Genomic DNA, 26,157 nt, shown 5'->3' on the forward strand with positions numbered 1-26,157 from the left:
CTCCTAATAAGTTGTAGTTTGAATAAGCTTTCTTATGTCTTTATTATGACATGGAAAAAGTATCTAATCTATTGAATTACCTTACAAGAGTGTGACAATTTTGTAAGAATGAAACGCCTATTATTTTTAATAAAGCGCCTTTACATTCGGATACATAAACGATTCTCTATTTTCTTTCCAATCCTTTTCTACTTCTTTAAAAGTTGGTCGCCCTACTTCTTCCTTGTTTTTCTGTTTACTAAACCATTTCTTCACATACTTCTCTCCATTTTTATTTTGAACCGTACAAAGGAAACTATTACTACTATCCTTTACTATTTTTACAATCACGAAAAGACACCTCTTCCCTTTTCAATAAAGTGAAACTTTAATCAGCCCTCACCAATCGGGCTTTTACGGGCAGCCCGACCCCCACTTAACTTCTTTGCTTTCGCTGAATTTTGAGGTGGGGTCTTACTGCCCACAAATAGCGGGATAACAGAATAGAACTTGATCTTTTACTATAAGCCCTTCCTCTCTTATAGTCATACGACTCCTCGGCCGCGCCAAAGTTGTAAGATCAAAAAACGATATTCACTATGTTTACATTTTGCATAATTGATATGTGAAGTAAATATTATTTAAAGAAATCAGAGTTATAGGCATTATGCTTATCAAATATTTTATAGATTTCTAACTTACCATCTAATTTTGCATCTACTAAAATTAATATATTTCCATCGTAAATGTATTCTTCATATTTCTTAGCATGTTCTTCGGGAATTCCTAATCCGATAAATGCTCCTATTAAACTTCCAGCTCCTCCGCCAATACCGGCTCCTCCAATAGCTGCTGCGATAGGTCCCGCTGCTACGATTGGACCCATTCCAGAAACGGCAAGTATACCAAGACCTGTTAATAAACCACCAAGTCCGCCTGCTACTCCTCCTGCCACAAGCCCTGTCGCTGAAAAGATATCCGCTTTATGTGCCGTTTCACTATTTACTTTTTCACCCGATTTTTCTTCCAGATGTTCAATTTCCTTTTGATCCTTCGCAATAGCTGAAATGTTACCCGCCGAGTATCCTTTATCTTTTAATTCATTAATAACGAATGCCGCATCATCAATTGTTCTAAAAATACCTACTATTTTTCTATCTACATCCATAACTATTAACCTCCTAAAGTTTTATATAATGTATCTTTATCTTTCTTCATTTCTGTATACACTAACCTTCTTATTAACATAACCATTTACGAAAAAAGCGAATAGTAACAGCATTACAAGCGAACTACTTAACAAGTAAATTAAATCAAATGTAATATCAATCATCATTTCATTCATGTATACCCGACTCCTTTTTATTTAAAGTAAAAGTATATTTTTATAGACTAGAAATCTTACAATTTATCTTCAGTCAATCTCTTTGTAGTATATGTATACCCTTCGTAACCCTTTCTAAACCTAAAAAACTATAATTATATTTTTTCTTATTTATATGTTTAACATTTTTTAAAACGGGTATGTTTATATTGTTATGCTTACTATACAGAAAGGAATATTTCGATGAATGCAATCCAATCTACTACTATTCTTTATAATGAAACACCTACAATAAAGCAGATTCATCATTTTTATGCTTTAATGACAACATTTCAAACTAATTTATTTATAAGTAAACACGGAACACTTACTTCTATTAAAAGCTTAAGCACATTAATATCCTTTTTCCTTACTGTAAAAAAGAGAGAGCTTGTATTATTTACCTTTGAAGGAATAGATGCAAAAAAAGCTTTAAGCACACTCTTTCCTTCTTAAAAGTTTTATTATCCCCCAATTCCCTCGATTGTTACTTTTCATATATGTTTTTATATTTCAAAATGATTTCCTCTATTCAAAACGAGACCCCCTAATACAATAGGGGGATTTCTAGTTTGGCCTTATGAAAACTGATATAATATATATTACGTTTTTCATTCTTTACAATAGAAAACTTTTAATAATCTTGAAGGTAGGAATTTTTAATGAAATCGAAAGCAAAATTTAGTATTCGCTACAAAATTATGGTCGGTTATTTAATTATGATTTTGTTCTTACTTATTTCTTTCATTATGCTAAACAATGAGATTTCCAATTTACAAAAATCTCGTAATTTTATTATTGATCACGATTTTAAAGTTCTTAATTTAACGAATCAAGTGGAGAAAGAATTGCTAACAATTGAAAATAAAGCGAAAGGATTTATTACTTCTAATAATGCAAATTACGTGCAATCCCTTAACACTGCGGAAAAGGATTACGAAAAACATTATCAAGATCTTTTTGCTCTATTAGAGGATAACCCCTCTCAGCAAGAAAAATTAAAACAGATTAATGAAAACATCAATAGTTGGATTAATAAAGAGATTCACCCATTAATTACAAATCACAATAGTAATAACATACAAGCAATCGACACGGCTCAAATTCAGTCATTACAATCGCAGATAACTAACTTCCGTGGTGTAGAGGAGCAACTAACGAAAAAAAGAGCTGCACAATTAGATACTGAAAATAATAAATTAGAGATTTGGTTATACAGTTTATTGTTCTTACTTTCTTGTATTTCTATTATCATTTCACTCTATATTTCGAATTCCATTACAAAAACGATTAAAAACGTAATTCAAGCTATTAAATCCATTTCTTCTAAAGAAAAAATTACTGAAAGAATTCATGTAAACACGCGGGATGAAATAAAAGATCTTGCTCATACAACGAACCACCTACTAGACGAAATATCTAAAAGAGAGTGGTTACAAACCGAGCTTGCAGAATTAATTTTAATGTATCAAGGTGTACCTTCTATTGAGATGTTAGGTAAAAAAATTCTTAGTGGAGTTATACAAAAAACGCAAACCTCTTGCGGTGCATTCTATGTACGTGAAGAAATTGAAGAAACTGTATACTATGTGAAGAAAGCTTCTTTCGCCGATCAAGGTGCTGATATTGGAAAACAATCCATTAAAATGGGTGAAGGTTTAATTGGGCAATGTGCTTTAGAAAAACAAAGCTTTATCCTTCGAGAAATACCAGAAGAATTTCGTTATGTCACTAGTGGCTTATTAGAAATACGCCCTCAAAACCTACTAGTCATCCCTATCTTATTTGAAGATGAAGTGATTGCAGTAATGGAGTTAGTAAGTGTAACTGAGATTTCAGACTTACATCAAGATTTAATTCAACAAACCGTTGATAACCTAGGTCTAACCATCCATAGTATTATGGGACGTATGCGAATTCAAACGCTTTTACATGAATCACAAGCAATGACGGAGGAGTTACAAGTTCAATCAGAAGAATTGCAAACGCAAGCTGAAGAACTACAAATGCAAGCCGAAGAATTACGAACAACGAATGAACAACTAGAGTCTAGAACTGAAGAGGCTGAACAAAAGACAACTGATTTAGAAATTACTAAATCAGAATTAGAAGAAAAAGCAAGCGAAATATTACGTAGTTCAAAATACAAATCAGAATTCCTAGCAAATATGTCACATGAATTACGCACACCGTTAAATAGTATTTTACTATTATCTGAAATGTTAAGAGAAAATCATGATAATCATTTATCCGATGATGAAATTGAATTAGCAACCGTCATTCATTCATCAGGAAAAGATTTACTTACTTTAATTAATGACATACTAGATTTATCTAAAGTAGAAGCTGGGAAACTAGACGTCATTTTTGAAGCAACGAACATAAGTGACATGGCAGCAAATATGCATCAAAACTTTTTACATATAGCTGCACAAAAAAATGTCGAATTTACTATTGAAGACAGTGATATTATTCCTGATTTATTTTATACAGATGCAAAGCGGATTGAGCAAATTATTAAAAATTTATTATCCAATGCATTTAAATTCACGGAAAAAGGATCCGTCTCTTTACATTTCGATCCGATAGAAACAACCAATTTGAGTAATGAAATGCAGTCTATAAGTAATGATTGGATTACAATTTCAGTAAAAGATACTGGTATTGGTATCGCTACAGAACAGCATCAACTCATTTTCGAAGCCTTTCAACAGGCAGATGGTGCAACGATTCGGAAATATGGTGGTACAGGCTTAGGGTTATCTATTTGTAAAGAGTTTGCTAGATTATTAGGCGGTTGGATTACGTTAGAGAGTAATTTAGGAGAAGGCAGTACTTTCACAGTATATATTCCTAACCTTCCAAATGGGTTAAATGATATACAGTTATCCAATTTAGAAGTCGCAGCAACGATAGAAGATGTTATTCCTGCTGAAGTTATTGAGGAAACTATCGTGACGCCAGAAACAAATAACGTCTTCCAAGAGAAAACTATTTTAATTGTCGATGATGATCATCGAAATATATTTGCATTACAAAACGCATTAGAAAAACAACATGCCAACATTATTACTGCACAAAACGGCATAGAGTGTTTAGAAATACTAAAAAGCAATACAAATATTGACCTTATCTTAATGGATATTATGATGCCGAATATGGACGGTTATGAAACGATGGAACATATCCGAATGAATTTAGGGTTACATGAAATACCTATTATCGCATTAACTGCTAAAGCAATGCCAAATGATAAAGAAAAATGTTTATCTGCTGGCGCTTCAGATTATATAAGTAAACCATTAAATTTACATCAACTCTATTCAGTAATGAGTGTATGGTTAATAAAATAAGTGAGGTTTAGTTTAAGTGGAAAATAAGTATTATAATTTTGATCCATCCGTAGATATGGATAAGCGTACGAACTTAGAAATTGAATTACTATTGGAAGCGGTATTTAAACTGTCAGGATTTGATTTTCGCCAATATGCTCGCACATCTATTTATAGAAGAATTTGTAATAGAATGCAGCTCTCTAATATCCCTACCATTTCAAAATTAATTGAAAAAGTAATTCATGAGGAAGGGTTTCTAGAACAGTTATTAAATGATTTCTCCATTAATGTAACTGAAATGTTCCGTAACCCTACTTTTTTTAAAGCGTTAAGAGAGCATGTTATTCCTGAATTAAAAAAGTATCCTGAAATTAGAATTTGGCATGCTGGATGCGCAACTGGTGAAGAAGTGTTATCAATGTCCATCTTACTTCACGAAGAAGGATTAAGTGAAAAAGCTGTTATTTACGCAACAGATATGAATACAAATGTGTTAGAAAAAGCAAAACAAGGCATCCTTCCGTTAAATAAAATGCAAACTTATACGAAAAACTATTTACAAGCTGGAGGTACACAAGCATTTTCTAACTATTATTCAACAGATAATCGTTTTGCTTATTTTAATCCATCCCTTTTACAAAACATTATTTTTGCACAGCATAATTTAGTAACCGATCAATCTTTTAACGAATTTCATATTATACTTTGCCGTAACGTTTTAATTTACTTTACGAGTAAACTTCAAAACCAAGTACAGCAACTATTTTATGAAAGTTTAGGCCACAATGGATTCCTATGTTTAGGAAATAAAGAAACTCTTCGTTTTTCAGATATAATGCCGCATTATATCCAATTTAATCCTAACGAACAAATCTATCAAAAAATACAATAAAAAGCGTATGAAATCCTATGTTTGGATTTCATACGCTTTTTATTTCGCATTCGTTTGTATCATAATTAGACACATATCATCTGATTGTGTTTTCTTCTGTTCTTCCTTATAAAATCCTTCTATCTCTTCTTCTAAATCTCCCCATTTTCTTTCTGTAAAAGCACGTAATTTCTCTTCAGACTCAAATTCATCATTTGCAACTGCTTCAAGAACACCATCTGTAAACAATAATATTTGAGCGTTCTTCTCAAAAGGTATAACTGTCTTTTCAACTTTTATTTCATCAAAAAATCCTACCGCACAACTCCCGCGATTTAGTTCCACTACATTCTCTTCATCAACTAAAACGTATCCAGAAGGATGTCCTGCATTTACATATTCAATTGTTCTCTTTTCTGTATCAACTACTAAGTATATCGCTGTAAAATAATATGGAATATTGTCATTCTCATTATGTAAAAGAGTCATATATTTATTTAAGTCTTTAATGACAAGTTCCGGATCGATTAAACATTTAATCGATTCACGTAATACAGACGAAATAAACATACAAACTAATGAAGCAGATACACCATGTCCCATCACATCTAATAATATAATACCGTAGCGGTTTTCATCGATTTTATACCAATAATACATATCTCCAGCTAGTTTGAATGAAGGTAAGTAACTTGCTTCAATTTTTATATGATCTTCTCTTAATGGGCTACTTAATAAGTTTCTTTGTACTTGTGTAGCTAAATCTAATTCATTACGAAGATTTTCCTCTTGTTCTTTATGCCAATTCAATTCCGATTTCAAGCGTAATGCCACACGCATACGAGCTAACAATTCAACTTTATTTATCGGTTTCGTAATATAATCCATTGCGCCTATATCAAGCGCTTCAGCTAATTTATTCGCATCTTCTAAAGCTGTTACAAAAATAATAGGAATATCTTTAAACTTCTCCTCGTTTTGTAATCGCCTACAAACTTCAAGTCCATCAATCTCAGGCATCATGATATCTAATAGTATTAAATCAATTTCATTATGCCTGGAAGAATCTTTTCCAAAATGGGTGTATTCGAAAAGCTCTTGTGCAGAATTAAGCGATACAAGATCCTGATATCCGGCTTGTTTTAAAATTTTTTCAATTACAAAGATGTTAACCGGATTATCATCGACAATTAAAATGGACACAAGTTATTTCCCCTTTTCTTATTTAAAATGTAAATCTATTATCATTCTCTATTTTTCTAGTATTGCATACTCAGTTATAAAATAAAAATTTCCTACTCATACGTATTTATACAGCAAAAGAACAAACCCCCTAGAAATGAGAGTTTGTTCTTTCACTCTATAAAGTGAAACTTTAATCAGTGGGGGTTTTCTTCATCCCCCACTGATTATCAGCCCTCACCAATCGGACTTTTATGGGCAGCCCGACCCCCACCTAAATTCTTTGCTTTCGCTGCATTTTGAGGTGGGGGTCTTACTGCCCATTAAAGTGGGGTAAATTTCCACTTTTAATTTAACACCATTGCTTTGTCATTTAAAAGGCGATTTAATTCTTCCATATGATTTGTTTCATCTGCGATCATATCTTCTAACTTTACAACTAACTCTGTCATATTTAATTTCGCTGCCTGTTCTTTTCTCGTTTCATAACGCTTAATTGTTTCATATTCTGATTGTCTAGCGTATTCTAACATTTCTCTAACATCTTCTACTTGTTTCACTGGTAAAGGGATCGTAGTAGGTGTACCACCTAGCGTCTTAATTTTCTCCGCTAAATATAGGGCATGTCCTTGTTCATCACTAATTTCAGATTCAAAGAAAGGTTTTAACACTTGTCTATATATACCAGAAACCGTAGCTGCATTATGGTTATACATAATAATTGCCGAGTATTCTCCTGCTAAATCTTCATTCAATCCTTCGATTAGTTCTTTCACATCGTGTGACATTTTAATATCTCCTCCTATACTTAATAACTACCCCTTTTTTCATGTTTTAAACATAATTATTTTAAATTTTTTATGTATCTAAAAACGCCGCTTGCTTCAATTTACTTATCGCTTGTCTTTTAATACGAGAAACGTGCATTTGTGAAATACCTAACCGTTCCCCTGTATCCTTTTGATTTAAATTTTCTCCAAATATATAATGAATAACACTCTTTTCCGTATCATTTAATACGTTAAAAATATCATCTAAAACGAGACGTCTTTCTGTCTGTTCATACCCTTGCTCTACTTCACCTACAGATTCAATTCTCGCTACCGAACTTCCATCAGATGAATTTTCAACTACATCATCTAAGGAAGATACTTGATAATTATTTTTCGCATCCATAATTTCTAGAACTTCCTCTTCGGATAGTCCTAAATGATCTGCAATCTCTATAATCTTCGGTGAACGTTGCAAACGATCTGTTAGCTCCTCTATCGCAAGTTTAATTTTCCCGCCTAAATCTTTAATTCGCCTTGGAACATGAACGCCCCAAGTTTTATCACGTAAATACTTCTTTATTTCCCCTACTATCGTAGGTATTGCAAACGGTTCAAAAGCATTCCCTATCGAATAATCATACCTTCTTATTGCGCCTAAGAGCCCTAACATTCCTACTTGTATAATATCCTCATGCATCGGGCCACCTTTTGAATAGCGATATGCAATGGAATGTACGAGATTTTTATAATGATTAACCAATCTTTCCTGCGCTTCATCACATTGGTTTTGTTGGAATTCTGCAATTAGTTTAATAACATCTTCTTTAGTAAGATTTGTAGGTTGAGATTGGATTTCCATCATTCTCCACCTGCTCTCTTTGTATATATTTTGTCATTAAAACTGTCATGCCCTCATCATGCATAATTTGTATGTCATCCATTAACGTATTTATTAAATATAAACCTAAACCATTTTCCGGCAAATGTTCTACTGGTTTATTAATATCATACGGACCAACTTTACTTTTTAAGGTGCTAAAATCAAAGCTAACTCCATTATCCGCAACCATAATTTCTAATCGATCTTCATATAGACCAAAGACAATTTTAATTTCTCCAACGTCTTCTTTATATGCATGTTGTACAATATTTGTACATGCTTCACTAATAGCAATTTTCATATCTTCTATATCGTCATAAGCAAAGCCCATTCGATTCGCAACACCAGCCATTGTTAAACGAATAATAGCCACATATTCTGCTTTTGCAGGAATTTTCATTTCTATCTTTTCAAATTTCTCCATCATCCCTAGTCACCTTCTTTCTACTTTTTCAAAATCTGAATTCAAATTTAATATTTCTGTTAGTCCTGTAATATCGAATAATCTTTTTAACCTTTTAGATACACCAATAAACTCTAGTTTTCCATCATTTTTCTTAATTGCTTTTAATAGCGCTATAAAAACGCCTAAACCTGTACTATCCATATAATCTACCTTATTAAAATCTACTACTATATAAACCTCTTTCTCACTTGCAATAGGCATTACCTTATTTTTTAAATCTGATGCCGTATACGCATCAATCTCACCATTAAGTTGTACTGTATAACCTAAATCATTTTGCAAAATATTTATTGCCAAATTCATCATTTCCGCCCCCTTATCTCAAACTACTACTATTTAATTACCCATAAAAATTAGTTTTAAACATATTTTTTCATTTTAATTATAAATAAATTTTCTACACCTTTCTCAGCTTAACACTAAAAAAAATACTACCAAATGTTTAAACCTTATAAATTTGTGTATGTATAATGTATAAATATTATTTTTAGGGGATCTATCTATGGAAGAGCACGACTTTAAAAAGGGAGATTTTGTTCAATTTTCTTATCGACACGATCATGCTACAAAATTAATTGGTTCCATTATTAACATACTAACGAATACAATTGTAGTTGATATAGGTAATACCGAGGACTTATCTCATATAGAACCGAGGCAGGTCGTAAGAATAAATAATTGTAAAAAAGTAACGATAGCTTAATATGTAATCTCAATCAGTGGGGCCATCCTCACTGATTCCTATGTAAAATACATTAAAAAAGCATCCAAATTATTTTAATTGGATGCTTTTTTATGTATATTTATTAGTTTATTAACTTTATAGCTATATATAATAAACTTAAGATTACTATTCATTATAATGCTTATGCTTTCCGTAGCATTCTAGAAAAGAATGTAACGATTAAAATAAAGACGATTGCACCTAATAAAGCTGGAAGAATAAAGATGCCTCCCCATTCAGGACCCCAATGACCAAATAACGCACTACCTACCCAAGATCCGATTAATCCCGCAATAACATTACCAACTATACCTAAAGGAAAGTCTTTTCCTGTAATCATTCCAGCTAACATACCAATAAGTCCACCTACAATACACGTAATAATAAGTCCCACAATTAGACCTCCTATATTATTTTTATAATGGATTTATCAAGCTTTGGCGTTTAACCAAAGCTTGATAAACATGTATTATTCTTTGTTATCCAATCCATCGCTTATCTTTTGTTTCACTTTTCCGACTTTTTCTTTTACAGTTCCCTTCGTCTTCTCCCACTTCCCTTCATTTTTCAACTCTCTATCTTCTGTAACTTCACCAATTCCTTCTTTTACTTGCCCCTTTTTCTTTTCAACTTTACCAGTAATTTGTTCTTTTAGCCCGCTCTCACTCATATTTCCAATCTCCTTTTCGTAATAGATTTGTAGATTTAAAGAGTATGAATTTAAATAGAATACGTGCATCTTCTCTCTTGTAACCATTCACCGACTCTTTCTAAATCCTTAACGAATAACAAGATTTTCCCTTCATCCAGTTTTTCTTCATAAAAGTTAGCTTCTTCCTCATTAAGTCCTAATTCTTGCATCTTATTTCTTAACTGATCTCCTGTTTTTTGAAAAACATTAATAATACTTGTCCCAAGTCCCTCTTCTTTTATTCCAATTGTATTCACGTCTGCATTGTCTGCGATTCTATCTGTCCTTTCTTTCTCATGTGTTAATACGTAAATATCTTTTTGGTCGATTCCTTTCTTCACTAGATCATTCGCTGCATTCATGACCTCTTTCTCCGTAATAAATTCATATACAAAAGGTTTACTATACTTCGTTTCCATCTTTAACTTCCTCCTCTAAAATGAATTATTTGTTATATTATATGTAATACACCCATTTTCGAAATGTTAAACATAAAATATGAAAAAAATTATGTGAATTTTGATTTTGATAGAGAATGAACCGCATATTTTTCATATATACGCTTCATATTATTCATACGAACATCATTAAAACTAGTAAACATGTCTCCCTATGATTTACAAAATTATCTCCTTACAATAACTACCTAAAATAACAGAAAATTGTTATAATTAAACGTAAGGAGGGATACTATGAAAAAAATCATATCTATATGCGCTCTAACCGCTCTATCTTTCACTTTAATAGGCTGTACAAGCACTTCTACTACAAATAATACTCCAACAACTAAGCAAGAAAATACGAAAAATGCCATTCAATTAAACTCTGCAGACATTACCAACATTGAGATGCTTAGAACAACAAGTAATACTAGTTCCAAATCTCAAACAGATAACGAGGAAATGATACAATCAATCGCTTCAGCAGTCCAAAAAGGAACACCGAAAACAATCACACTAGATCAAAAAAAGAGGGCATCTGCGCATTCTACTATAACCGTTACATATAAAGATGACTCAAAAGAAGAGTTTCTTGTGTGGGTTGATAATAAGGAACAAATTACGATTGCTAAAGATGAGAAGAAAGATAAAGTAGAAGCTGTAACGGTGAATATTAAAGGCGCTAAGATAATGAAGGATTTTTTTAAAAATGATAAAACATAAAAGGATCCCCATCAACTTAAGGATTCAAAATCAGCACAAAATTTTGTTCAGAAACACTATAAAATTTCAGCCTAATAGGTCAGTGGCGAGACCGTATATTATTAAACTTAAAATGTTTCAAATCGAAGGAAGACACCTTATAAGGTGTCTTTTCTTTATTTACAAAAGGACCTGCTCAATTAATTCTTAAAAACATAAGGTAAAGTGAATCCATTAAAATACATGAGTGACCTTGAATTTCCCCTCCTACTCAAAGGAGAGATTAAAATGGGATTTGGTGGTAGTTGCGGCGGCGGTTTCGCTGGAGGATTTGCTTTATTAGTTGTACTATTTATTTTATTAATCATAGTTGGAGCTAGCTGCTTCTGCTAAACAAACTATCGGAAAAGACACTCTTATATGGGTGTCTTTTCCTCATGTGTTAAAAAGCCCACCTATTTCCGTAGATGGGCTTTATCTTTATTACACAATACCAAAGTATACTCTCTTTTTCTCGTAAATTTAATGCAATTATACATATTCGGTAAAATTACACCAAATAAATATTACATGTAGTGAAATATAACTTTTGGACACGTTCTATAAAGCAGATTCTCCGATTAGAAGGCGTAACACATCTCAACCATATAGATGTGGCGTTGCTTTAATCTAGCCAAACAAACGATCTCGATTCTCTTGTATTTGTACACTAACAATCTGGTAAAAATAAATGATTCTGTTTTATAGGACGTGTTTACTTAATTTCTAATACATATTATTAAAAGTAAAGTGGTTCAAGTCACAGGAAAGGCACCTTAGGGTGTCTTTTCTTTATTACTTCAATTTATAAATTAATAAAAAAGGACTAGCAGCATATACTAGTCTTCTAAATGGGGTACCGCCACATGCCCATCAAGCTAAGATTTTGAAGTACCCCATTGCTATCAAGCTAAAAAAGGGGGTCAACCGAAATTTGCACGTATCTCGATTGAACCCCACATTAAACGTAGATTTTTTTGTGATCGTTCAGTCTGGAGGGCTTCAAACCCTCTGTGTTGTTATTTATGGTCTGCCGGCTTCCACGAATTTTTTGGCGATCATTTTCGGTTCCCTGGAGAAGGTCGTAAAGTGGTCTCCGTTGCCTTCAATGTATCGGTAAAAACCGAGATGGCTGGATTGGTTCGTATGCCAAGCGAACGATCCGGGCGGAAGAGCGATATCTTCCGTCAGATTGAGATAGCTTTTCGGAATTTGCAGATTGTAAAACTTTTTCAAATCTAGCTTTTGAAATAAAGGCCCTGCAGGCTCCGGTATAATTTTGTGGTACATCGATGTCGCTTCTTCTAAGGTGGCTGTGTTTGTGAAGGCATCGCGGAACAGTGGAAATGGAAGCATGATCGTATTGTTACCTGAAGCATCGGCCAGTTGTTTGAATGTTTCTTGAAGAGGCGGCGGAAGTTGATCGTACAAGCTTTGTCCGTCTAGAGGAACAAATGCGTTAGTAAACACGAGACGGTCGATTCGATGCGGGATTTTCTGGGCTACTGTTGCGACAATCGTTCCGCCGAAGCTATGTCCAAGCAAAACGATATGTTTCAAACCTCTTTTCTCGATATATTCGATGACTGCATTCGTGATTTGCTCGTGAGTTACGTTATTGTCTGTCAAGACACCGTGACCTGGATATTCAGGCACATAAACCGAATGGCCAAGCTTGTGAAGCTCGGCAGCGACTCCATCAAATTGGCTGACGTCAGCCCAGGAACCATGAATAATGACAAAGGTCAATTTACGATACACATTTCATCTTCCTTTCTTTCATCAATACTTTTTGAAGCGAAGCTCGGGGGGGATATCTGATTTAGAATCCAGATGAATGAATAATTAACAACGGAAGACACAATCTTCTATTTGACGACAGGCCATTTTTGTTTTCGCAGCACGTCCATCAGCTCACTTCCTACATGCAAATTGTCCTGAACCAACTCATGCGGAGTTAATGCCATCCACTGATTCAACGACACATCAGCGAAGCGGTCACTCTTGAACATCTCTAGAAACCAAATGCTTTCGTCACCGGTGTTTTCAATATAGTGTCCGAAAGCAAACGGTACGTATCCTACATCACCAGCACGGTAATTGAATGTGCGAGCATTACCATTACTTCCCATCACAGTCATGCGACCCATACCTGTGAGGTAATATTGCCACTCATCGTTATTCGGGTGCCAATGCATTTCCCTCATTCCGCCGGGTTTAATTTCAACCAGTGCTGCTGCGATATTAGTTGAAATAGGAAAATTAGTAGAATCAACTATTCGTACAGTTCCACCTGGGGTTACTATCGGCTTTTGTGAAAGTAGTTTATATGTAAAGCTCTCTGGCACAGTACCGTAAGGATCCGGTACTTTCTGGGTTTCCAGGGGTCCAGGTACCTGTTCTTGGAAAATATATCGTTGATGTGTTGGGATATGGACAAAGGCGTTTTCCGACACACCGAAATTCTTCGCCAATACATCTTTTGGTGTGCGCGCGAACCAATCTGAGATAGATAGGGTATTGAGATCCGAGAAATTGCCATCATCGAAAACGAGAAGAAACTCACAGCCTTCCTCTAGTCCTTGAATTGAATGTGGAATTCCCGGGGGGAAATACCATAAATCACCTGCCTCGACATCAGCTATAAAGTTCTGTCCATTCTGATCAACCACGGTAATACGTGCCCGACCTAAAATCATATAAGCCCACTCTACTTGTTGATGCCAGTGTAACTCTCGCACACCACCTGGTGTCAGACGCATATTAACGCCTGCAAGAGTTGTCGCAATTGGTAGTTCTCTTATAGTCACTTCCCGAGACCAACCGCCATGATTTAATTGCATATGTGTGTCGGAGAAAGAGAACTTTAAGTTAGGGATCAATCCCGCATCAGTGGCTGGCGGAACTAGCATATCAGGATTTTCAATATCCCGCATGACGTCCCGGGGGCCAAGATCGGTCGCACCAGCGCCATCATCTCTTATAGGCTGCGGTATATTCCTATGCCCAGTTTTCTTCGTAGGTCGTGATTCCATAAAACATGCTCCTCTCTCCTTACAATATGGTACTGTACTACCTTGATTATTGTTTTATGTACCATATATGTATATATGATTGCTTGTACCAATATATGATATAAACATGTTTGGTATGCCAGTATATAAAATATAGGGAGAAACGAGGAAATGACGATATTTAACCTATTCATGCAAGGTTTACGTAACGCATCATTATCAGTAGTCAACGATGCATAAAATTTGCGTTATGGGGTAATTAAAAACCTTAGCTTGATGGGTATGGGGTCCCGCCCCACAACCATCAACTTAAGGATTTAGACTATTTTTGAAATTAAAAGCACATTACTATTCTCTTATGTTAATGAGAAAGGGTGACGTGCTTTTTATGAATATGCACCAAAAACAAGAGTTATCTTTATTTGCCGAAGAGTTATATCGATTTTTTTCATTTGGGGGTATTTGTTTTTCTTAACTTGATGGTGATGGGGGAGCACCATCAAAACGCGAATTTCGTACGCTAAGAGATCATCGGTTTCTTACTGTTTAGTTGTTTCTAGTGGTTGTAGAGAGTCTACTGGTGCACTTTCTCTTTTGCTAAATCGGTATTCTCCTAGAAAGTTAATGTGTTCCCACCTTACTGGAGAACTATGTTTTAATAATTCTTCATCAAATTGTTCTTTTTTCTTCAAAGCTTTTATTGCTTCACTTAAATAAATAGTATTCCACATACTAATTGCATTAATTAAGAGGTTTAGTGCACTACTTCTTTGAAGTTGATCTTGTAGCACTCTTTCTCGTAATTCACTATGTTTTTCAAAGAAAATAGCGAAAAGCAAGACGATGAATACATTTACAAAGTGACAAAACTGTAAGAATGCACGAATGTTTGTAAGAAAGTTCGATGTTTTCCTTTTTCATTTTTTATTATAGTGAAAAAGAAGAACGAAATATTCTCTTATGTAGGAAAGGAAGATAATAATGATTGATCTATTAAATAAATGGATGTTAGAAAGTACAGGCAATTTCAATATCGTTGTAGGACTTACAGCACTTCTATTTTTGGGTTCAGTAATTGCACTTATTATTATTTACAAAAAAATTGGTAAACCAGATGAAAGAACAAATGCTATTTATTTAAAAATTACTTCTCGTATGTTTACTACCCAAATTCTAATGAATGCTATATTTATTTCTTTAGTTGGTAAAGATATTGAGAATTTCCGTCAAATCTTTATATTATTTGAAGCTTTTGTATTCTTTATTGGAGCTATTTATTCGTTTAAATTATATAGACAGGAATACAAATAACTCACTTATAAGTGGAGATAACAGGGTTCTTGCTATGTACAGTAAAGTGAATTTTTCAAATCAGGGGTACTGTAAAGTGACAAAAAAGTTGTTTAATTTAAAATAAAGTCGCTTAAAAAATAATTAAGTTGTTTAAAAATCTAAGTTTTATTCAACAATCGGGCCATTTTGTGGAAGATCAGCAGAAACTTTTGAGATCTTAATCAAAATAGTAATTAATCTATCGAAGTTGTAAAATAAGGGTAAGAATAGTTCTGGAGGGATTTATATCAATTATAATGCTATTAATCTAAGCGAGAAACTGTCCAAATTCAGTGAACACTGGTCGCCCAAAGTCATTGGTGAAATGAATGACTATCAGTTTAAGTTAGTTAAGATTCTGGGGGATTTTGTATGGCACGATCATAAAGACACCGATGAGGTATTCATCGTGATAGACGGCGAGATGTCCATCACATTCCGCGATGGACAGGTTAAACTTTCCAAAGGAGAAATGTATGTGATACCAAAAGGTGTGGAGCATAAGCCTTATGCTGAAAAGGAATGCCATATAATGCTGGTAGAGCCTAAAGGTGTAGTCAACACTGGTGAAACTAATTCCAAACTAACTGCTGAAAATAATATATGGATTTAAATCAATAATTCAGTTACTTTCTTTGGATCAACATATAAAAGGAAGTTACATATTTTCCACAATCGGGCGCTATTGTTGAATAAAAATTAGATTTTTAAACGACTTTATTATTATATTTTTTAGTGTAGTGAGATACCTTACTTTAAAAATTAAACAACTATATTTTTAACCCCGTCCTAAATTTAGAACGGGGTTATGCTTGGTTGAGCTTTTAAAATTAAATAACTTTATTATCATTTTACAGGTACCACTAGCATTTTGAAAAAAACACGCTAAGCAAAAAAAACAATAAGCCGCCCATATGGATAGCTTATTTACATAATTCTCGTTAACGGAAATTAACTTATCGTTTATTTAAGATTAGTAATAATTCATAATATCTCTTTTACTTTTCCCAATAAACTTCTCCACTTTGAATTTTTTTAAAAACTTCTTTCCAACCTTCTTCTGTAAATTTATCCTTATCTGACTTTTTTACAGAAATTAGTTCTGAATACCCTACCTCTTCTGTCTTATTTTCTTTTGTTGAGATAGATTCTGCAACTTCAATCTTTTCAGGAACAATAGGGGTACTTTTTTGAGTTAATACAGTACTATATATTCCTACAATACCAAGCATCAAAGCAAAAGATAATATCACAGTGGTTTTATTCATCTTTTTTATATTCATCAAATTTATTACCTCCTTTTTATATTTTTATTGTATATCATATTCATGCTAGGTTAACATAACGTCTCATTATCAGCAGTCAATGTATCTCTAAACCTATAAAAAAAGTCCCTTCAGAAACAGCCTGAATGGACTTTTCGTTCACAAAATTAAGTCTTATGAGATTTTGAAAAAAGACAATCGAGCGGTTGGTTGATTACTACCTGTATTACCTCCTATCGTAATTGACTGCCCACTAACATTATTAAGAGTAATTGTATCCCCAGCAACGACTTGAAGAAATCCAAAAGCAACAACTTCTTGGCCTGCTGCAGTTCCATAATTTACTCCATCCAAGCCTGGAGAAAGATTATTAAGAGATATAGTTACTCCAACAGGTCCTGCTTGATTTGCAGAAGTCATTAGTGCACCAATAAAATAATAAATACCAGGCACTTGAATTGTAAATGTGGAAATTCCATCAAATAAAACATTGTTTAATACAAAAGCTCCAGTGCTAAAATTGACTAGAGCAAGATTAGCAAGAGTTTGTGATGTAATTGTTATAACACTAGCACTAGCAGTTGAGAGTGTTCCAGTTTCCCCAGTTGTCCCAGTTGCTCCTGTTTCCCCAGTTGCTCCTGTTGCTCCTGTTTCCCCGGTTGTCCCAGTTGCTCCTGTTTCCCCAGTTGCTCCTGTTGCTCCTGTTGCTCCTGTTGCTCCTGTTTCCCCGGTTGTCCCAGTTGCTCCTGTTTCCCCAGTTGTCCCAGTTGCTCCTGTTGCTCCTGTTGCTCCTGTTTCCCCAGTTGCTCCTGTTGGTCCGGTAATTCCGGTTGGGCCTGTGATTCCAGGACCTCCTGTTGGCCCAGTAGGTCCTGTTGTTCCCGTCGGTCCGGTTTCTCCTGTAATCCCAGTCGGACCAGTAGGTCCTGTAGGTAAAGTAAATGGTGGAATAGGTGGTAATGTAGGACCCAATAAATTTGGATCAAATGCTGCCCCACTCAAAAACTCATTTTTTTCATTCATGTACACACCTCCTTACGATGCTTGTACTTATCATAATTATTAAATGCTCAATACTAGATAAATGATCTTCATATAAGCGGAATTTCTCTTTTTTTATTTTCATTCGACAAAACATAACAAAATAGTTGTAACCACATTTGTTATGTTAGTTCAGGAAATCTAACATTTTACACACTGGGGGATACATATTATGAACAATAAACTATTAAAAACACTTATTTGTTGCGCTTTATTTATGGGATTAGCAGCATGTTCTTCTAACGAGACAAAAAGTTCATTTTTTCGTTTTGGAGTAATTCTAAATTTTTAGCTTGATGGGCATGGGGCACGCTCTATAAAGCAGATTTTTTTGAACGGCGTGACATATCAATATAATTCATACTGTATATCTTATATATTAAGCCAAAAGAATTAGTAAGTGATTATCGTGAAGGAGAAGCCGCAGTGGAAGTGTTTGTGAGGTTTTTTACTGAACTACGCATAGGTAGAAAAGTAGATATATACTTCTATACCTACCTTAACGTTACTTGATAAGTACTTGTTTTAATTATATATACAAGGAAATTAAACCGGATATAACAATCAATGGAAGGATTACTGCAAGTTTATTTTTTAGAGGAACACGTTTGTCTGGGACGCCTGGATGGATAACAAAAACAAGTAAAACTACGATTCCTATTAACACAGCAAAAATCTTCTTTTTGTCCATTGCTAATCCTCCAAAATGTAAAATTTTTAAAGTTATCATAACAGATGCAATTATGTTCCGTTATCACATTATGTCGAACTAAAATAATAAAAAAGCATCTGAAATAGATGCTTTTTTCATTATCAATACATAAACGTAATCGTCACCAAAGAATACCCTTCTTTCGCATTATACGGCTCAGCTTTATAAGAAACACGGTTCGCTCCTTGCGGATAACCGATTTCTCCAATTACTTTTTTCACATCTTGCAATGCGACATCCATTGATTGTTTATAAAGAATTTCAATCTTTGCTGACTTTGTGCTATAACGCTGCTGCATTTTATTTTTGAATTCATTATAGTTATTTGCGATATATTCATTTCCTAAATAATTTAACTTTGTATCTTTTAATATTTGCTGATATGCAGGTGTTTTCGTACCACCTGTCGCAATTTTATTTGTTAATGTACTATAATAATTTGTAGTAGCCTGCGGATAGTCCCCGCGGTTCCACTCATGATTTCTTGCGATTTGCTCATCTGATAAGTTGAAATAAGAATACGTTACGCGGCCTTGTTCATCTGGCACTGGATCATCAAATGTTGTATCAAGATGGTACCATTTGTTATCGATTTTCACTAAATTCCAAGCATGAGGCTGACCGTCTCCAGTTCCTACTACAAAATGATTCTCAATTCCAGCTTCTTTTAATAATTGATAGGTTAATAGTGTGTAACCTTGGCAAACGGCAGAACGATTCGCGAGTGCCTCATATGCTGTATAGGCTTTATAAGACGTATCGTAAGAAACATGTTTTACAACATAATCATGAATCGCCTTCACTTTTTCATGATCATCCATCCCGACTTGAATAATAGAAGAAACGATCGCTTTCGCTTGTTTCATCACATATTCTGTTTGTTCTTTCGTTTCACGATATGTAATATTTAGCGTAAACGTATAATTCCCTGGCGATCCAGATAGTGAGTATGAAACATTCGATCTATTATAATTTGTATACTCATTTTTACTTGCGACTTCTTTATATGCGGTGAAAAGTGTATTCATCACTTCTTTTGTATTACTGTTTTTCGTTTTATATGGAAGTGTAATATTCGTTTCATACGTATTAATACGCGTTTGTACTTCATTTTTGAATGCTGCTAATAATGCCGCATCTCCTGTATCTTGCACCGCAACCTCAGGCTTTTTATATTTCAATGCATTATATAAAAACTGTGCATACTGTTCACGCGTTACCGTTTTAGCTGGTTCAAATTTCCCGTCTCCTGTACCAGATGCAATCCCGTTTGACTGCACCGCACTAATCGCATTTTCTGCCCAAAATCCATTTGGAACATCATTAAATGTATGTTTTTGTTTAGCTGAAACTTGGAACGCATTTTTAATAATTTGCGCCATTTCTGCGCGGCTAACAGAATCTTTCGGTCTAAAACCGCCATTTCCATCACCTTTAAAAATCCCCAATTTCGTTAACGTTAAAACCTCTTCCGGAAACATTGTAGAACCTAAGCGAATATCTCCATACGGATTATTTAAAGTAGACCCATCTTGTAATACATAACGAGCACCATCATTACTAAACGTACCGCCTTGCTTATTCGGTACTAACACACGATAAATTAAAGCTGCAACTTGCTCCCTCGTCGCAACATCACCAAAACCAAACTTTCCATTTCCATAGCCTGAAATAATATTTTTACTCGCTAAGTCTTTAATCGCAGGATAGGACCAGTGCGATGTAGGTACATCCGAAAAAGTACCCGTTTCAGCAGCTTTCACATCACTGCCATTTGTATATAATAAAGCACCACCAATAAGTGATAATGATGTAATTGATTTTAATAGTTTTATGTACATAATGCATTCTCCCAATACGTCTTCTATTTTTGTTATTTTTTGTCGAAAAATCTAAAAAGAATATGACAAAAGACATTATACAATTAAAAGTTTTCGAAGGATATAATAAATTTTAAAATATGCAAAAACTCATATTGTTATATTTTTCCGTATTAATATTACGCTATTTTACTTACGAATATATAAATAAAAAGGAAAATACTAATGTAACATTCATTATACATAGCGCTTTTTGAGATTTTATCGAAAATGAATTTTATATCTTCCTTTTCTACAATAAAAAGAGAGCTGTCCATAAGTCGGTTTCACCAACTTACGGGGCAGCTCCCTCATAATTTCACCTTATTCTATCGATGAATCCAAACTGCACCTGCAGATTTGTCTTCAGCTTGACCTACTACTTCAAACTTCAATCCTAGTTTCGGCAACTTACGTCCTGCATCTGGAATAGCGCTGTTGATGTACTGCTTAGAATCATCAAATTTTGCAACTCCTGGTAATCCTTTATAGTCAAAGATACCGCGAGTTGGCGAGTCTACTCTCCATGCTGGCGCTTGATCAAATGAGAATGCCGCATCGGCAATTTGATAACGCGTACTGCTCTTCACAGTCGGTTGTCCGTTTAATGTACCTACGATTGCCTCTGGATGAGAATCTACTACTCCTAAGAATCCTTCACCTGGATGAACACCTACCCAGTTATCTGTAAAGCTTTGATCCGCATACCATACAACCATTCCTGTATTAAAGACTGGACCACGCGCATGTTTTAACGCCGTGTCAGAACCAGCGTAATTTCTCCACTCTACGTAGTAGTTATTTTTTTTCTGTTCCAATCCGTTAGATACAGTAAATCCTTTTAACGTCATTGCTGGCCCGCCTTCTGCATCATCTGAGAAAACAACTTTTCCATCTACAGTTAATGCAGCATTATCTAACGCAAATCCTTTATAAGCTACTGCAATATCTGTTAAATACTCAAATTGCAGTTTTACTTTTTTCCCTTTAAATTGGCTTAAATCGTATGATTTATCAACCCACTTACCATCAGTTGTATCCACGCCGCCTTTTACATCTTTTTCGCCCATTCTATCAATACGTGTCTTCGTTCCATCTTCTGCAATCGCATATACGTCAAGGAAATCATACTTCGCTTCAAGTTCGTAAAATGCCTTATAATCGAACTTAGCATCCTTTGCATTTGTTAAGTCAAATACTGGTGTCTCAAGTGTTGTATGAATGTCATTTCCTTTTGTGCTGTAATAAAACTTCTTCCCAAATGCTGACTCGATATTTTTAATATCTTTGTCTGGCAAGTTAACACGAACGATTCCTGGTCGTTTTGATTTTGTAACACTTTGATCTAAATATGTTGCAACACCGACTCCCGTGCGAAGTTTATCATAATCTACCTCAACGATATTCGCCCAGTTGCCATTCATATTCTTTTGGAAAAACTCTTTATTTTGTGGTGAGAAACTTGTTGGCTCTGTTCCTGCAATTTTTCCAGCCCAGCTGCCGCCACTCATAATAGACCATGACTCAACAGGTTCACCTTGTCCTGAGTACTTCGTATCGTATTCATCTGGTAATCCTAAATCATGACCATACTCATGCGCAAACACACCAACTGCTCCATCCTCAGGCTCGATTGTATAATCGTATGCAGCCATCTTTCCGCCCCAATTCGAAACAGAAGATTTTGTGCCATCAATCGCATATGGTTTTGATCCAAGTTTTGAACGATGAGACCAAATCGCATCATCTTTCAATTTACCGCCGCCAGCTTCTTGACCAACGCCAGCATGTACAACCATTAAATGATCAATAATGCCATCTGGCTCGTTTTTATTTCCATCACCATTTTGATCGTATTGATCAAATTGATCATAGTCTGCTAAATTAATTCCTTTTGCTACCGCTGCTTTTAATGCTTCCTTCACAAGATCGCGCGGTCCTAAAGGACCTTTGTTATCATGGCCAGTACCTGCATCCGCACCATAATCTGAAGCTTTTCCTGGAACAGTAAGCCATTCCGTTACAGTTCCATCAACTGTGTAGCTCCCGCCAGATTGTTCTTCATAATATTGTTTAAATGTGTTAATCTTCGATCCATCAAATAACGTAAATGGTTCATTACCAAATAACATTTTTTGATAATGTTCACGATTAAAGTCCTTAGAATACATGTATCCTGGCTCTTGATCAATATTGTTATGCTTAAAATCGCTAAATTCTACAAGTAAAACAAGTACTTTATCTTTTCGAACAGCACCGTTGTACTCTTCTTGCTTCGCTGGTGCAGTAGGTACTTTTCCATTTAATTTACTAGAATTCAATCCTGCACCTTGTCCAGCTACTGGCCCTACTGTTGGCTGCTGCGCCTGTTCATTTTCCTTCATTTTTGCATCTTTTACTTTTTTCATAAAATCAGAAGCTTCTTGCGTAAGACTATCTCCTGTCAAGATTTCTTTACCAGGGTTTTCCCCTTTCTTTTTCTCAACATATTTTTCGACAGCCTTTGACGTCTCAGCTTGTGATGCAGATTGATCAATTACGCCCCGTTGTTTTAGTGCTTCCGCCAAACGCTCATCCGGTATTAAATGCTCATCTATTGGTAGAGATGGTGTTGGTGTATCAGCATACGCTGCATGACTTCCAAAAGCAAAACTACTACTTAGTACTGCTGCTGTTGCTAAAACTGATAATGGTTTTAACTTCTTATTCTTTTTCAATGCATTTCCTCCCCAGTGTCTGCGAATTATCGTTTTTTTTGCCGATAGAAACATAATATTCTCTTTATAGAGAATATTCAATGTTTTTCAACAATTAAATGTTGAGAAATATTTTTTTGTGCAGGGTGGGGATGCGTAGGATAAAAAATACAAAACTTCTACTAGTTTATGTTTTGCACATAACCATAAAGTGGAATCACTCGTTCTTTTGTTTTGATGGCGATAGAGTAGTGCTAGGAAAGGAAAAAAATACAACATAAAAACTGATACTTTTCTTGCTGGTGCAAAAACTCTAAAAACCTTGTAAGTACGCTCTTAAACTTGGACATACTGATACTATTAATTTAGCAAAGGTTTGCACCAAAACCTTATTTTTTAATCAACATTATTTAACTGACTCTACTTGTTTTTCTAATTCTATTCCAAGGAATTTAGCAAGCTCAAGCATACCAAATTGATTAGCTACAGACTCTGCGTCAGAATTATAGTTTGTGTTTGTATTAATATCATACGTATAAATTGTTCCATCCGAACTGCGAATAAATTCAATACCAGCGACATTAATTTCGTTTTCTTTCAAAAATTCTTTGTATTGTTCAATAATTGGCTCTTGGAAGTCCGATATAATTTCAAATTTTGTTGACGACTCTTTCTTACTCTCTTCTCCTACTGGGCAAAAAGCATCTTGAATAGAGCATGCATCTGCCGGGCAAAGCTCAAATCCTTCTGATGTATCTACTTTAACTGCATATACAAACTGACCGCCTACAAACTCACAACGTGTAATATATGGTTCTGGCGCTTCAATATACTGCTGGATTAAAGTAATTCCATCAATAGGTTCTTCAAACGTCGGACCATCCAAATATTGTTCTAAAGCATCAATAGAATGAAAAAGTTGAACACCAAGGCCTTTACCTGCACGGTTATGCTTTGTAATGAACGGTACTTCCCCTAACTCCCTTGCTGCTTTTACTATATTATCACGGCCAACAGCACCAATTGTTTTCGGAACTTGTATCCCAAAATTTCTTAATGCTGCATATTGATTCAATTTACTTACTTCAAGGCGTAATGCACGAGACCCATTAAATACTGTTCGTCCGTATCCCTCTAGCCAAGCAAGAACCCCTTCAGTCAATTCAGGTGCATATCGATGCCCTCTCGTATGTGAAGAAGCACTCATGCGGCTATAAAAAACACCTTGGGGAGGTTTTTGTTCTAACGAAACAGTTCCTTCATCTAAAAACCACTCCTCATAAGGTAACTCCAGTTCTTCCAACCTTTTCACCAAATGATTCGTCCATTCCTTATTCTCATGTAATATGTAAATTTTACTCATTTGTAATCAATTCCTTTCTTTTTGCTTCAACTAATGGCATCACTTTTTCAGAAAATCGTTTCATCTCTTCAAGCTGCGGTGAAAATTGTAAAAGTAATAACGTAACACCCACTTTTTCAAAAGCAAGTATCCTTTCTGCAATTTGTTCTGGTGTTCCGATTAAATTAGGACGTAACCCGCGATTAGATACGGAATAATCATTTAGCTTCACTTGCTGTTCCAAATGCGATTTACTAATAAAGTCTTGGTAACCCGCATAACCTAAAGCATCGTCTTTCACATCCGTTATGCGTCTCCATTCCTCTAACGCCTCTTCTTCTGTATCACGACAAATGACATAAGCCGCGAGCCCGAATGACTGCAATGGCTCCTCTGTGACTTTCTTTCTACGATTCTTCATATCTTCTATTTTCACAAATACTTCTTCCACTGTTCCCCCGTGCATTACATATGCATCCGTGTGATTTACAATTACTTCTTTTCCTCGCTCACTCTCACCACCTGCATAGATCTTAATGCCTTGTTTCTGCACAGGTTTTGGACTTAAATGTGTATGATGAAGCTCATAAAAGTTCCCTTTATAAGAAAACTCTTCTTCTTTCCAAAGCTCTTTCAAAACTGTTACAAATTCCTCTGTGCGATCATATCGTTCATCATGTGCGGTAAATACCCCGCCGTACTGTCTCGCTTCTTCTTCCCACCATGCTGAAACTACATTCAATGTAAAACGGCCATTACTTAATTGATCAATATTCGCTGCCATTTTCGCTGTAACTGCTGGATTGTGAAAACCAGGTCTTACAGCTGTCATAATCTCTAATCGATCTGTTACCGCAGCAAGTGCTGCCGCAGTTGTCCATGCTTCCAAACTTGGTGCTGAAACACCTTTTATATCATTTAAGTTTAATTCCGCAATAAGTGTTGTTGAAAAACCTAATTGTTCTGCCGCTTGCGCTGTTTGTTTTGCATACTCAAACGTAGGTGGCATAGATTCATCATCTACATTTCGAAGCCATCCCCCAAAAATCGGTAACCAAAAACCATACTCCACTACATATTCCCCCTTTATCTTTTAGCCATAAAGTGAAACTTTAATCAGTGGGGATTTTGTTCATCCCCCACTGATTATTAGTTGAACCAATCGGGCTTTTACGGGCAGTTGATCCCCCACCTAACTTCTTTGCTTCCGCTGAATTTTGAGGTGGGGGTCTTACTGCCCGTTAATGCGGGATAAAAAAAGCTACTCTTATCGAAATAAGAGTAGCCTTCTTGACTAAGTGAACCGCTCTTATCTTTCAGGTGTTTTTTCACCTGCAGGATTTGGCACCTTTCGTCTAAAACGAGGTTGCCGAAGTTTCATAGGGCCCGTCCCTCCACTTCTCAACATAAGAATTGTTTGATTTCCATTTATTATAATCATCAGAATAATA

28 protein-coding genes, 1 pseudogene and 1 riboswitch are annotated in these 26,157 nt (G+C 35.0%); of the genes and pseudogenes, 8 read left to right on the forward strand and 21 right to left on the reverse strand.

Annotation, left to right across the window (positions count from 1 at the left end):
• Positions 1-126: 126 nt before the first annotated feature.
• From JFU18_RS10410 to JFU18_RS10420, 3 genes are all read right to left on the reverse strand, one after another.
• The gene (locus JFU18_RS10410; protein WP_012260481.1) at positions 127-330 is read right to left on the reverse strand and encodes a DUF4028 family protein; all 204 of its coding nucleotides are present in this window, start codon (positions 328-330) and stop codon (positions 127-129) included.
• Between the two features lie 286 nt (positions 331-616).
• Entirely contained in the window at positions 617-1,147 is a 531-nt protein-coding gene (locus JFU18_RS10415) for a general stress protein (RefSeq protein WP_201034809.1), read from the reverse strand.
• Positions 1,148-1,183: 36 nt separating this feature from the next.
• Complete coding sequence (locus tag JFU18_RS10420; RefSeq protein ID WP_002011076.1) at positions 1,184-1,324, reverse strand: hypothetical protein; 141 nt, start codon at positions 1,322-1,324, stop codon at positions 1,184-1,186.
• A gap of 222 nt (positions 1,325-1,546) precedes the next feature.
• Here JFU18_RS10420 and JFU18_RS10425 point away from each other — a divergent pair, with 222 nt between their 5' ends.
• The 3 genes from JFU18_RS10425 to JFU18_RS10435 all read left to right on the forward strand — a co-directional run bounded on the left by JFU18_RS10425 (position 1,547) and on the right by JFU18_RS10435 (position 5,569).
• Positions 1,547-1,798 carry a hypothetical protein gene (locus JFU18_RS10425; RefSeq protein WP_201034808.1) on the forward strand — a complete coding sequence of 84 codons (252 nt, stop codon included), beginning with the start codon at positions 1,547-1,549 and terminating at the stop codon, positions 1,796-1,798.
• A 206-nt stretch (positions 1,799-2,004) separates the two neighbouring features.
• Positions 2,005-4,695, forward strand: coding sequence for a response regulator (locus JFU18_RS10430; RefSeq protein ID WP_201034807.1), 2,691 nt, complete (start codon positions 2,005-2,007; stop codon positions 4,693-4,695).
• Between the two features lie 16 nt (positions 4,696-4,711).
• Complete coding sequence (locus JFU18_RS10435) at positions 4,712-5,569, forward strand: CheR family methyltransferase (RefSeq protein WP_002168988.1); 858 nt, start codon at positions 4,712-4,714, stop codon at positions 5,567-5,569.
• A 39-nt stretch (positions 5,570-5,608) separates the two neighbouring features.
• Here the strand turns inward: JFU18_RS10435 and JFU18_RS10440 are convergent, their stop codons facing one another.
• From JFU18_RS10440 to rsbV, 5 genes are all read right to left on the reverse strand, one after another.
• Positions 5,609-6,751: a fused response regulator/phosphatase gene (locus tag JFU18_RS10440; RefSeq protein WP_201034806.1), complete on the reverse strand. Its 1,143-nt coding sequence runs from the start codon at positions 6,749-6,751 to the stop codon at positions 5,609-5,611.
• Between the two features lie 326 nt (positions 6,752-7,077).
• Entirely contained in the window at positions 7,078-7,518 is a 441-nt protein-coding gene (locus JFU18_RS10445) for a ferritin-like domain-containing protein (protein ID WP_201034805.1), read from the reverse strand.
• 70 nt (positions 7,519-7,588) lie between these two features.
• Positions 7,589-8,365, reverse strand: coding sequence for an RNA polymerase sigma factor SigB (sigB, locus tag JFU18_RS10450; RefSeq protein WP_201034804.1), 777 nt, complete (start codon positions 8,363-8,365; stop codon positions 7,589-7,591).
• Complete coding sequence (rsbW, locus tag JFU18_RS10455; RefSeq protein WP_201034803.1) at positions 8,328-8,810, reverse strand: anti-sigma B factor RsbW; 483 nt, start codon at positions 8,808-8,810, stop codon at positions 8,328-8,330. Before rsbW ends, sigB begins: the two co-directional genes overlap by 38 nt.
• A 6-nt stretch (positions 8,811-8,816) precedes the next feature.
• Positions 8,817-9,155: an anti sigma b factor antagonist RsbV gene (gene rsbV, locus JFU18_RS10460; protein ID WP_002011067.1), complete on the reverse strand. Its 339-nt coding sequence runs from the start codon at positions 9,153-9,155 to the stop codon at positions 8,817-8,819.
• 196 nt (positions 9,156-9,351) lie between these two features.
• On the opposite strand from rsbV, the gene JFU18_RS10465 reads away from it, so the two are divergent.
• Entirely contained in the window at positions 9,352-9,552 is a 201-nt protein-coding gene (locus JFU18_RS10465; protein WP_085309539.1) for a methyltransferase, read from the forward strand.
• Between the two features lie 163 nt (positions 9,553-9,715).
• Here JFU18_RS10465 and JFU18_RS10470 read toward each other — a convergent pair whose 3' ends face one another.
• From JFU18_RS10470 to JFU18_RS10480, 3 genes are all read right to left on the reverse strand, one after another.
• Positions 9,716-9,967: a GlsB/YeaQ/YmgE family stress response membrane protein gene (locus JFU18_RS10470; protein WP_000522906.1), complete on the reverse strand. Its 252-nt coding sequence runs from the start codon at positions 9,965-9,967 to the stop codon at positions 9,716-9,718.
• A 75-nt stretch (positions 9,968-10,042) separates the two neighbouring features.
• Positions 10,043-10,243: a CsbD family protein gene (locus JFU18_RS10475; RefSeq protein ID WP_000004264.1), complete on the reverse strand. Its 201-nt coding sequence runs from the start codon at positions 10,241-10,243 to the stop codon at positions 10,043-10,045.
• A 50-nt stretch (positions 10,244-10,293) separates the two neighbouring features.
• Positions 10,294-10,683: a YflT domain-containing protein gene (locus JFU18_RS10480; RefSeq protein WP_000448809.1), complete on the reverse strand. Its 390-nt coding sequence runs from the start codon at positions 10,681-10,683 to the stop codon at positions 10,294-10,296.
• 273 nt (positions 10,684-10,956) lie between these two features.
• On the opposite strand from JFU18_RS10480, the gene JFU18_RS10485 reads away from it, so the two are divergent.
• Positions 10,957-11,427 carry a hypothetical protein gene (locus tag JFU18_RS10485; protein ID WP_085309537.1) on the forward strand — a complete coding sequence of 157 codons (471 nt, stop codon included), beginning with the start codon at positions 10,957-10,959 and terminating at the stop codon, positions 11,425-11,427.
• Positions 11,428-11,694: 267 nt separating this feature from the next.
• Positions 11,695-11,799, forward strand: a complete 105-nt coding sequence (locus JFU18_RS10490) for a YjcZ family sporulation protein (protein WP_063219790.1) — start codon at positions 11,695-11,697, stop codon at positions 11,797-11,799.
• 669 nt (positions 11,800-12,468) lie between these two features.
• On the opposite strand, the gene JFU18_RS10495 is transcribed toward JFU18_RS10490, so the two are convergent.
• The 3 genes and pseudogenes from JFU18_RS10495 to JFU18_RS10505 all read right to left on the reverse strand — a co-directional run.
• Positions 12,469-13,206, reverse strand: coding sequence for an alpha/beta hydrolase (locus tag JFU18_RS10495; protein ID WP_085309535.1), 738 nt, complete (start codon positions 13,204-13,206; stop codon positions 12,469-12,471).
• 107 nt (positions 13,207-13,313) lie between these two features.
• A complete protein-coding gene (locus JFU18_RS10500; protein ID WP_085309533.1) occupies positions 13,314-14,480 on the reverse strand; it encodes an oxalate decarboxylase family bicupin in 1,167 nt (388 codons plus the stop codon).
• Positions 14,481-14,998: 518 nt separating this feature from the next.
• A pseudogene (locus tag JFU18_RS10505) lies at positions 14,999-15,289 on the reverse strand (Tn3 family transposase); the annotation flags it as partial.
• Positions 15,290-15,440: 151 nt separating this feature from the next.
• Between JFU18_RS10505 and JFU18_RS10510 the strand changes: the two are divergent.
• Positions 15,441-15,770: a hypothetical protein gene (locus JFU18_RS10510; RefSeq protein ID WP_016083241.1), complete on the forward strand. Its 330-nt coding sequence runs from the start codon at positions 15,441-15,443 to the stop codon at positions 15,768-15,770.
• 268 nt (positions 15,771-16,038) lie between these two features.
• A complete protein-coding gene (locus tag JFU18_RS10515; protein ID WP_050001571.1) occupies positions 16,039-16,404 on the forward strand; it encodes a cupin domain-containing protein in 366 nt (121 codons plus the stop codon).
• Between the two features lie 385 nt (positions 16,405-16,789).
• Here the strand turns inward: JFU18_RS10515 and JFU18_RS10520 are convergent, their stop codons facing one another.
• The 7 genes from JFU18_RS10520 to JFU18_RS10550 all read right to left on the reverse strand — a co-directional run bounded on the left by JFU18_RS10520 (position 16,790) and on the right by JFU18_RS10550 (position 25,778).
• Entirely contained in the window at positions 16,790-17,074 is a 285-nt protein-coding gene (locus tag JFU18_RS10520) for a hypothetical protein (RefSeq protein WP_157404929.1), read from the reverse strand.
• 156 nt (positions 17,075-17,230) lie between these two features.
• Positions 17,231-18,079 carry an exosporium leader peptide-containing protein gene (locus JFU18_RS30195; RefSeq protein ID WP_201050305.1) on the reverse strand — a complete coding sequence of 283 codons (849 nt, stop codon included), beginning with the start codon at positions 18,077-18,079 and terminating at the stop codon, positions 17,231-17,233.
• A 547-nt stretch (positions 18,080-18,626) separates the two neighbouring features.
• Positions 18,627-18,788, reverse strand: coding sequence for a hypothetical protein (locus tag JFU18_RS10530; protein ID WP_172805403.1), 162 nt, complete (start codon positions 18,786-18,788; stop codon positions 18,627-18,629).
• 122 nt (positions 18,789-18,910) lie between these two features.
• Entirely contained in the window at positions 18,911-20,650 is a 1,740-nt protein-coding gene (locus tag JFU18_RS10535) for an S-layer homology domain-containing protein (protein ID WP_085309529.1), read from the reverse strand.
• A 347-nt stretch (positions 20,651-20,997) separates the two neighbouring features.
• Positions 20,998-23,385: an immune inhibitor A domain-containing protein gene (locus tag JFU18_RS10540; protein ID WP_201034801.1), complete on the reverse strand. Its 2,388-nt coding sequence runs from the start codon at positions 23,383-23,385 to the stop codon at positions 20,998-21,000.
• Between the two features lie 385 nt (positions 23,386-23,770).
• The gene (locus JFU18_RS10545; protein ID WP_201034800.1) at positions 23,771-24,727 is read right to left on the reverse strand and encodes an ATP-grasp domain-containing protein; all 957 of its coding nucleotides are present in this window, start codon (positions 24,725-24,727) and stop codon (positions 23,771-23,773) included.
• A complete protein-coding gene (locus JFU18_RS10550) occupies positions 24,720-25,778 on the reverse strand; it encodes an LLM class flavin-dependent oxidoreductase (protein WP_201034799.1) in 1,059 nt (352 codons plus the stop codon). Before JFU18_RS10550 ends, JFU18_RS10545 begins: the two co-directional genes overlap by 8 nt.
• 234 nt (positions 25,779-26,012) lie before the next feature.
• A riboswitch (SAM riboswitch) is annotated at positions 26,013-26,119 on the reverse strand.
• Positions 26,120-26,157 lie beyond the last annotated feature (38 nt).

Origin of the sequence: Bacillus sp. TH22, assembly GCF_016651015.1 — a bacterium.
GTDB lineage: Bacteria > Bacillota > Bacilli > Bacillales > Bacillaceae_G > Bacillus_A > Bacillus_A mycoides.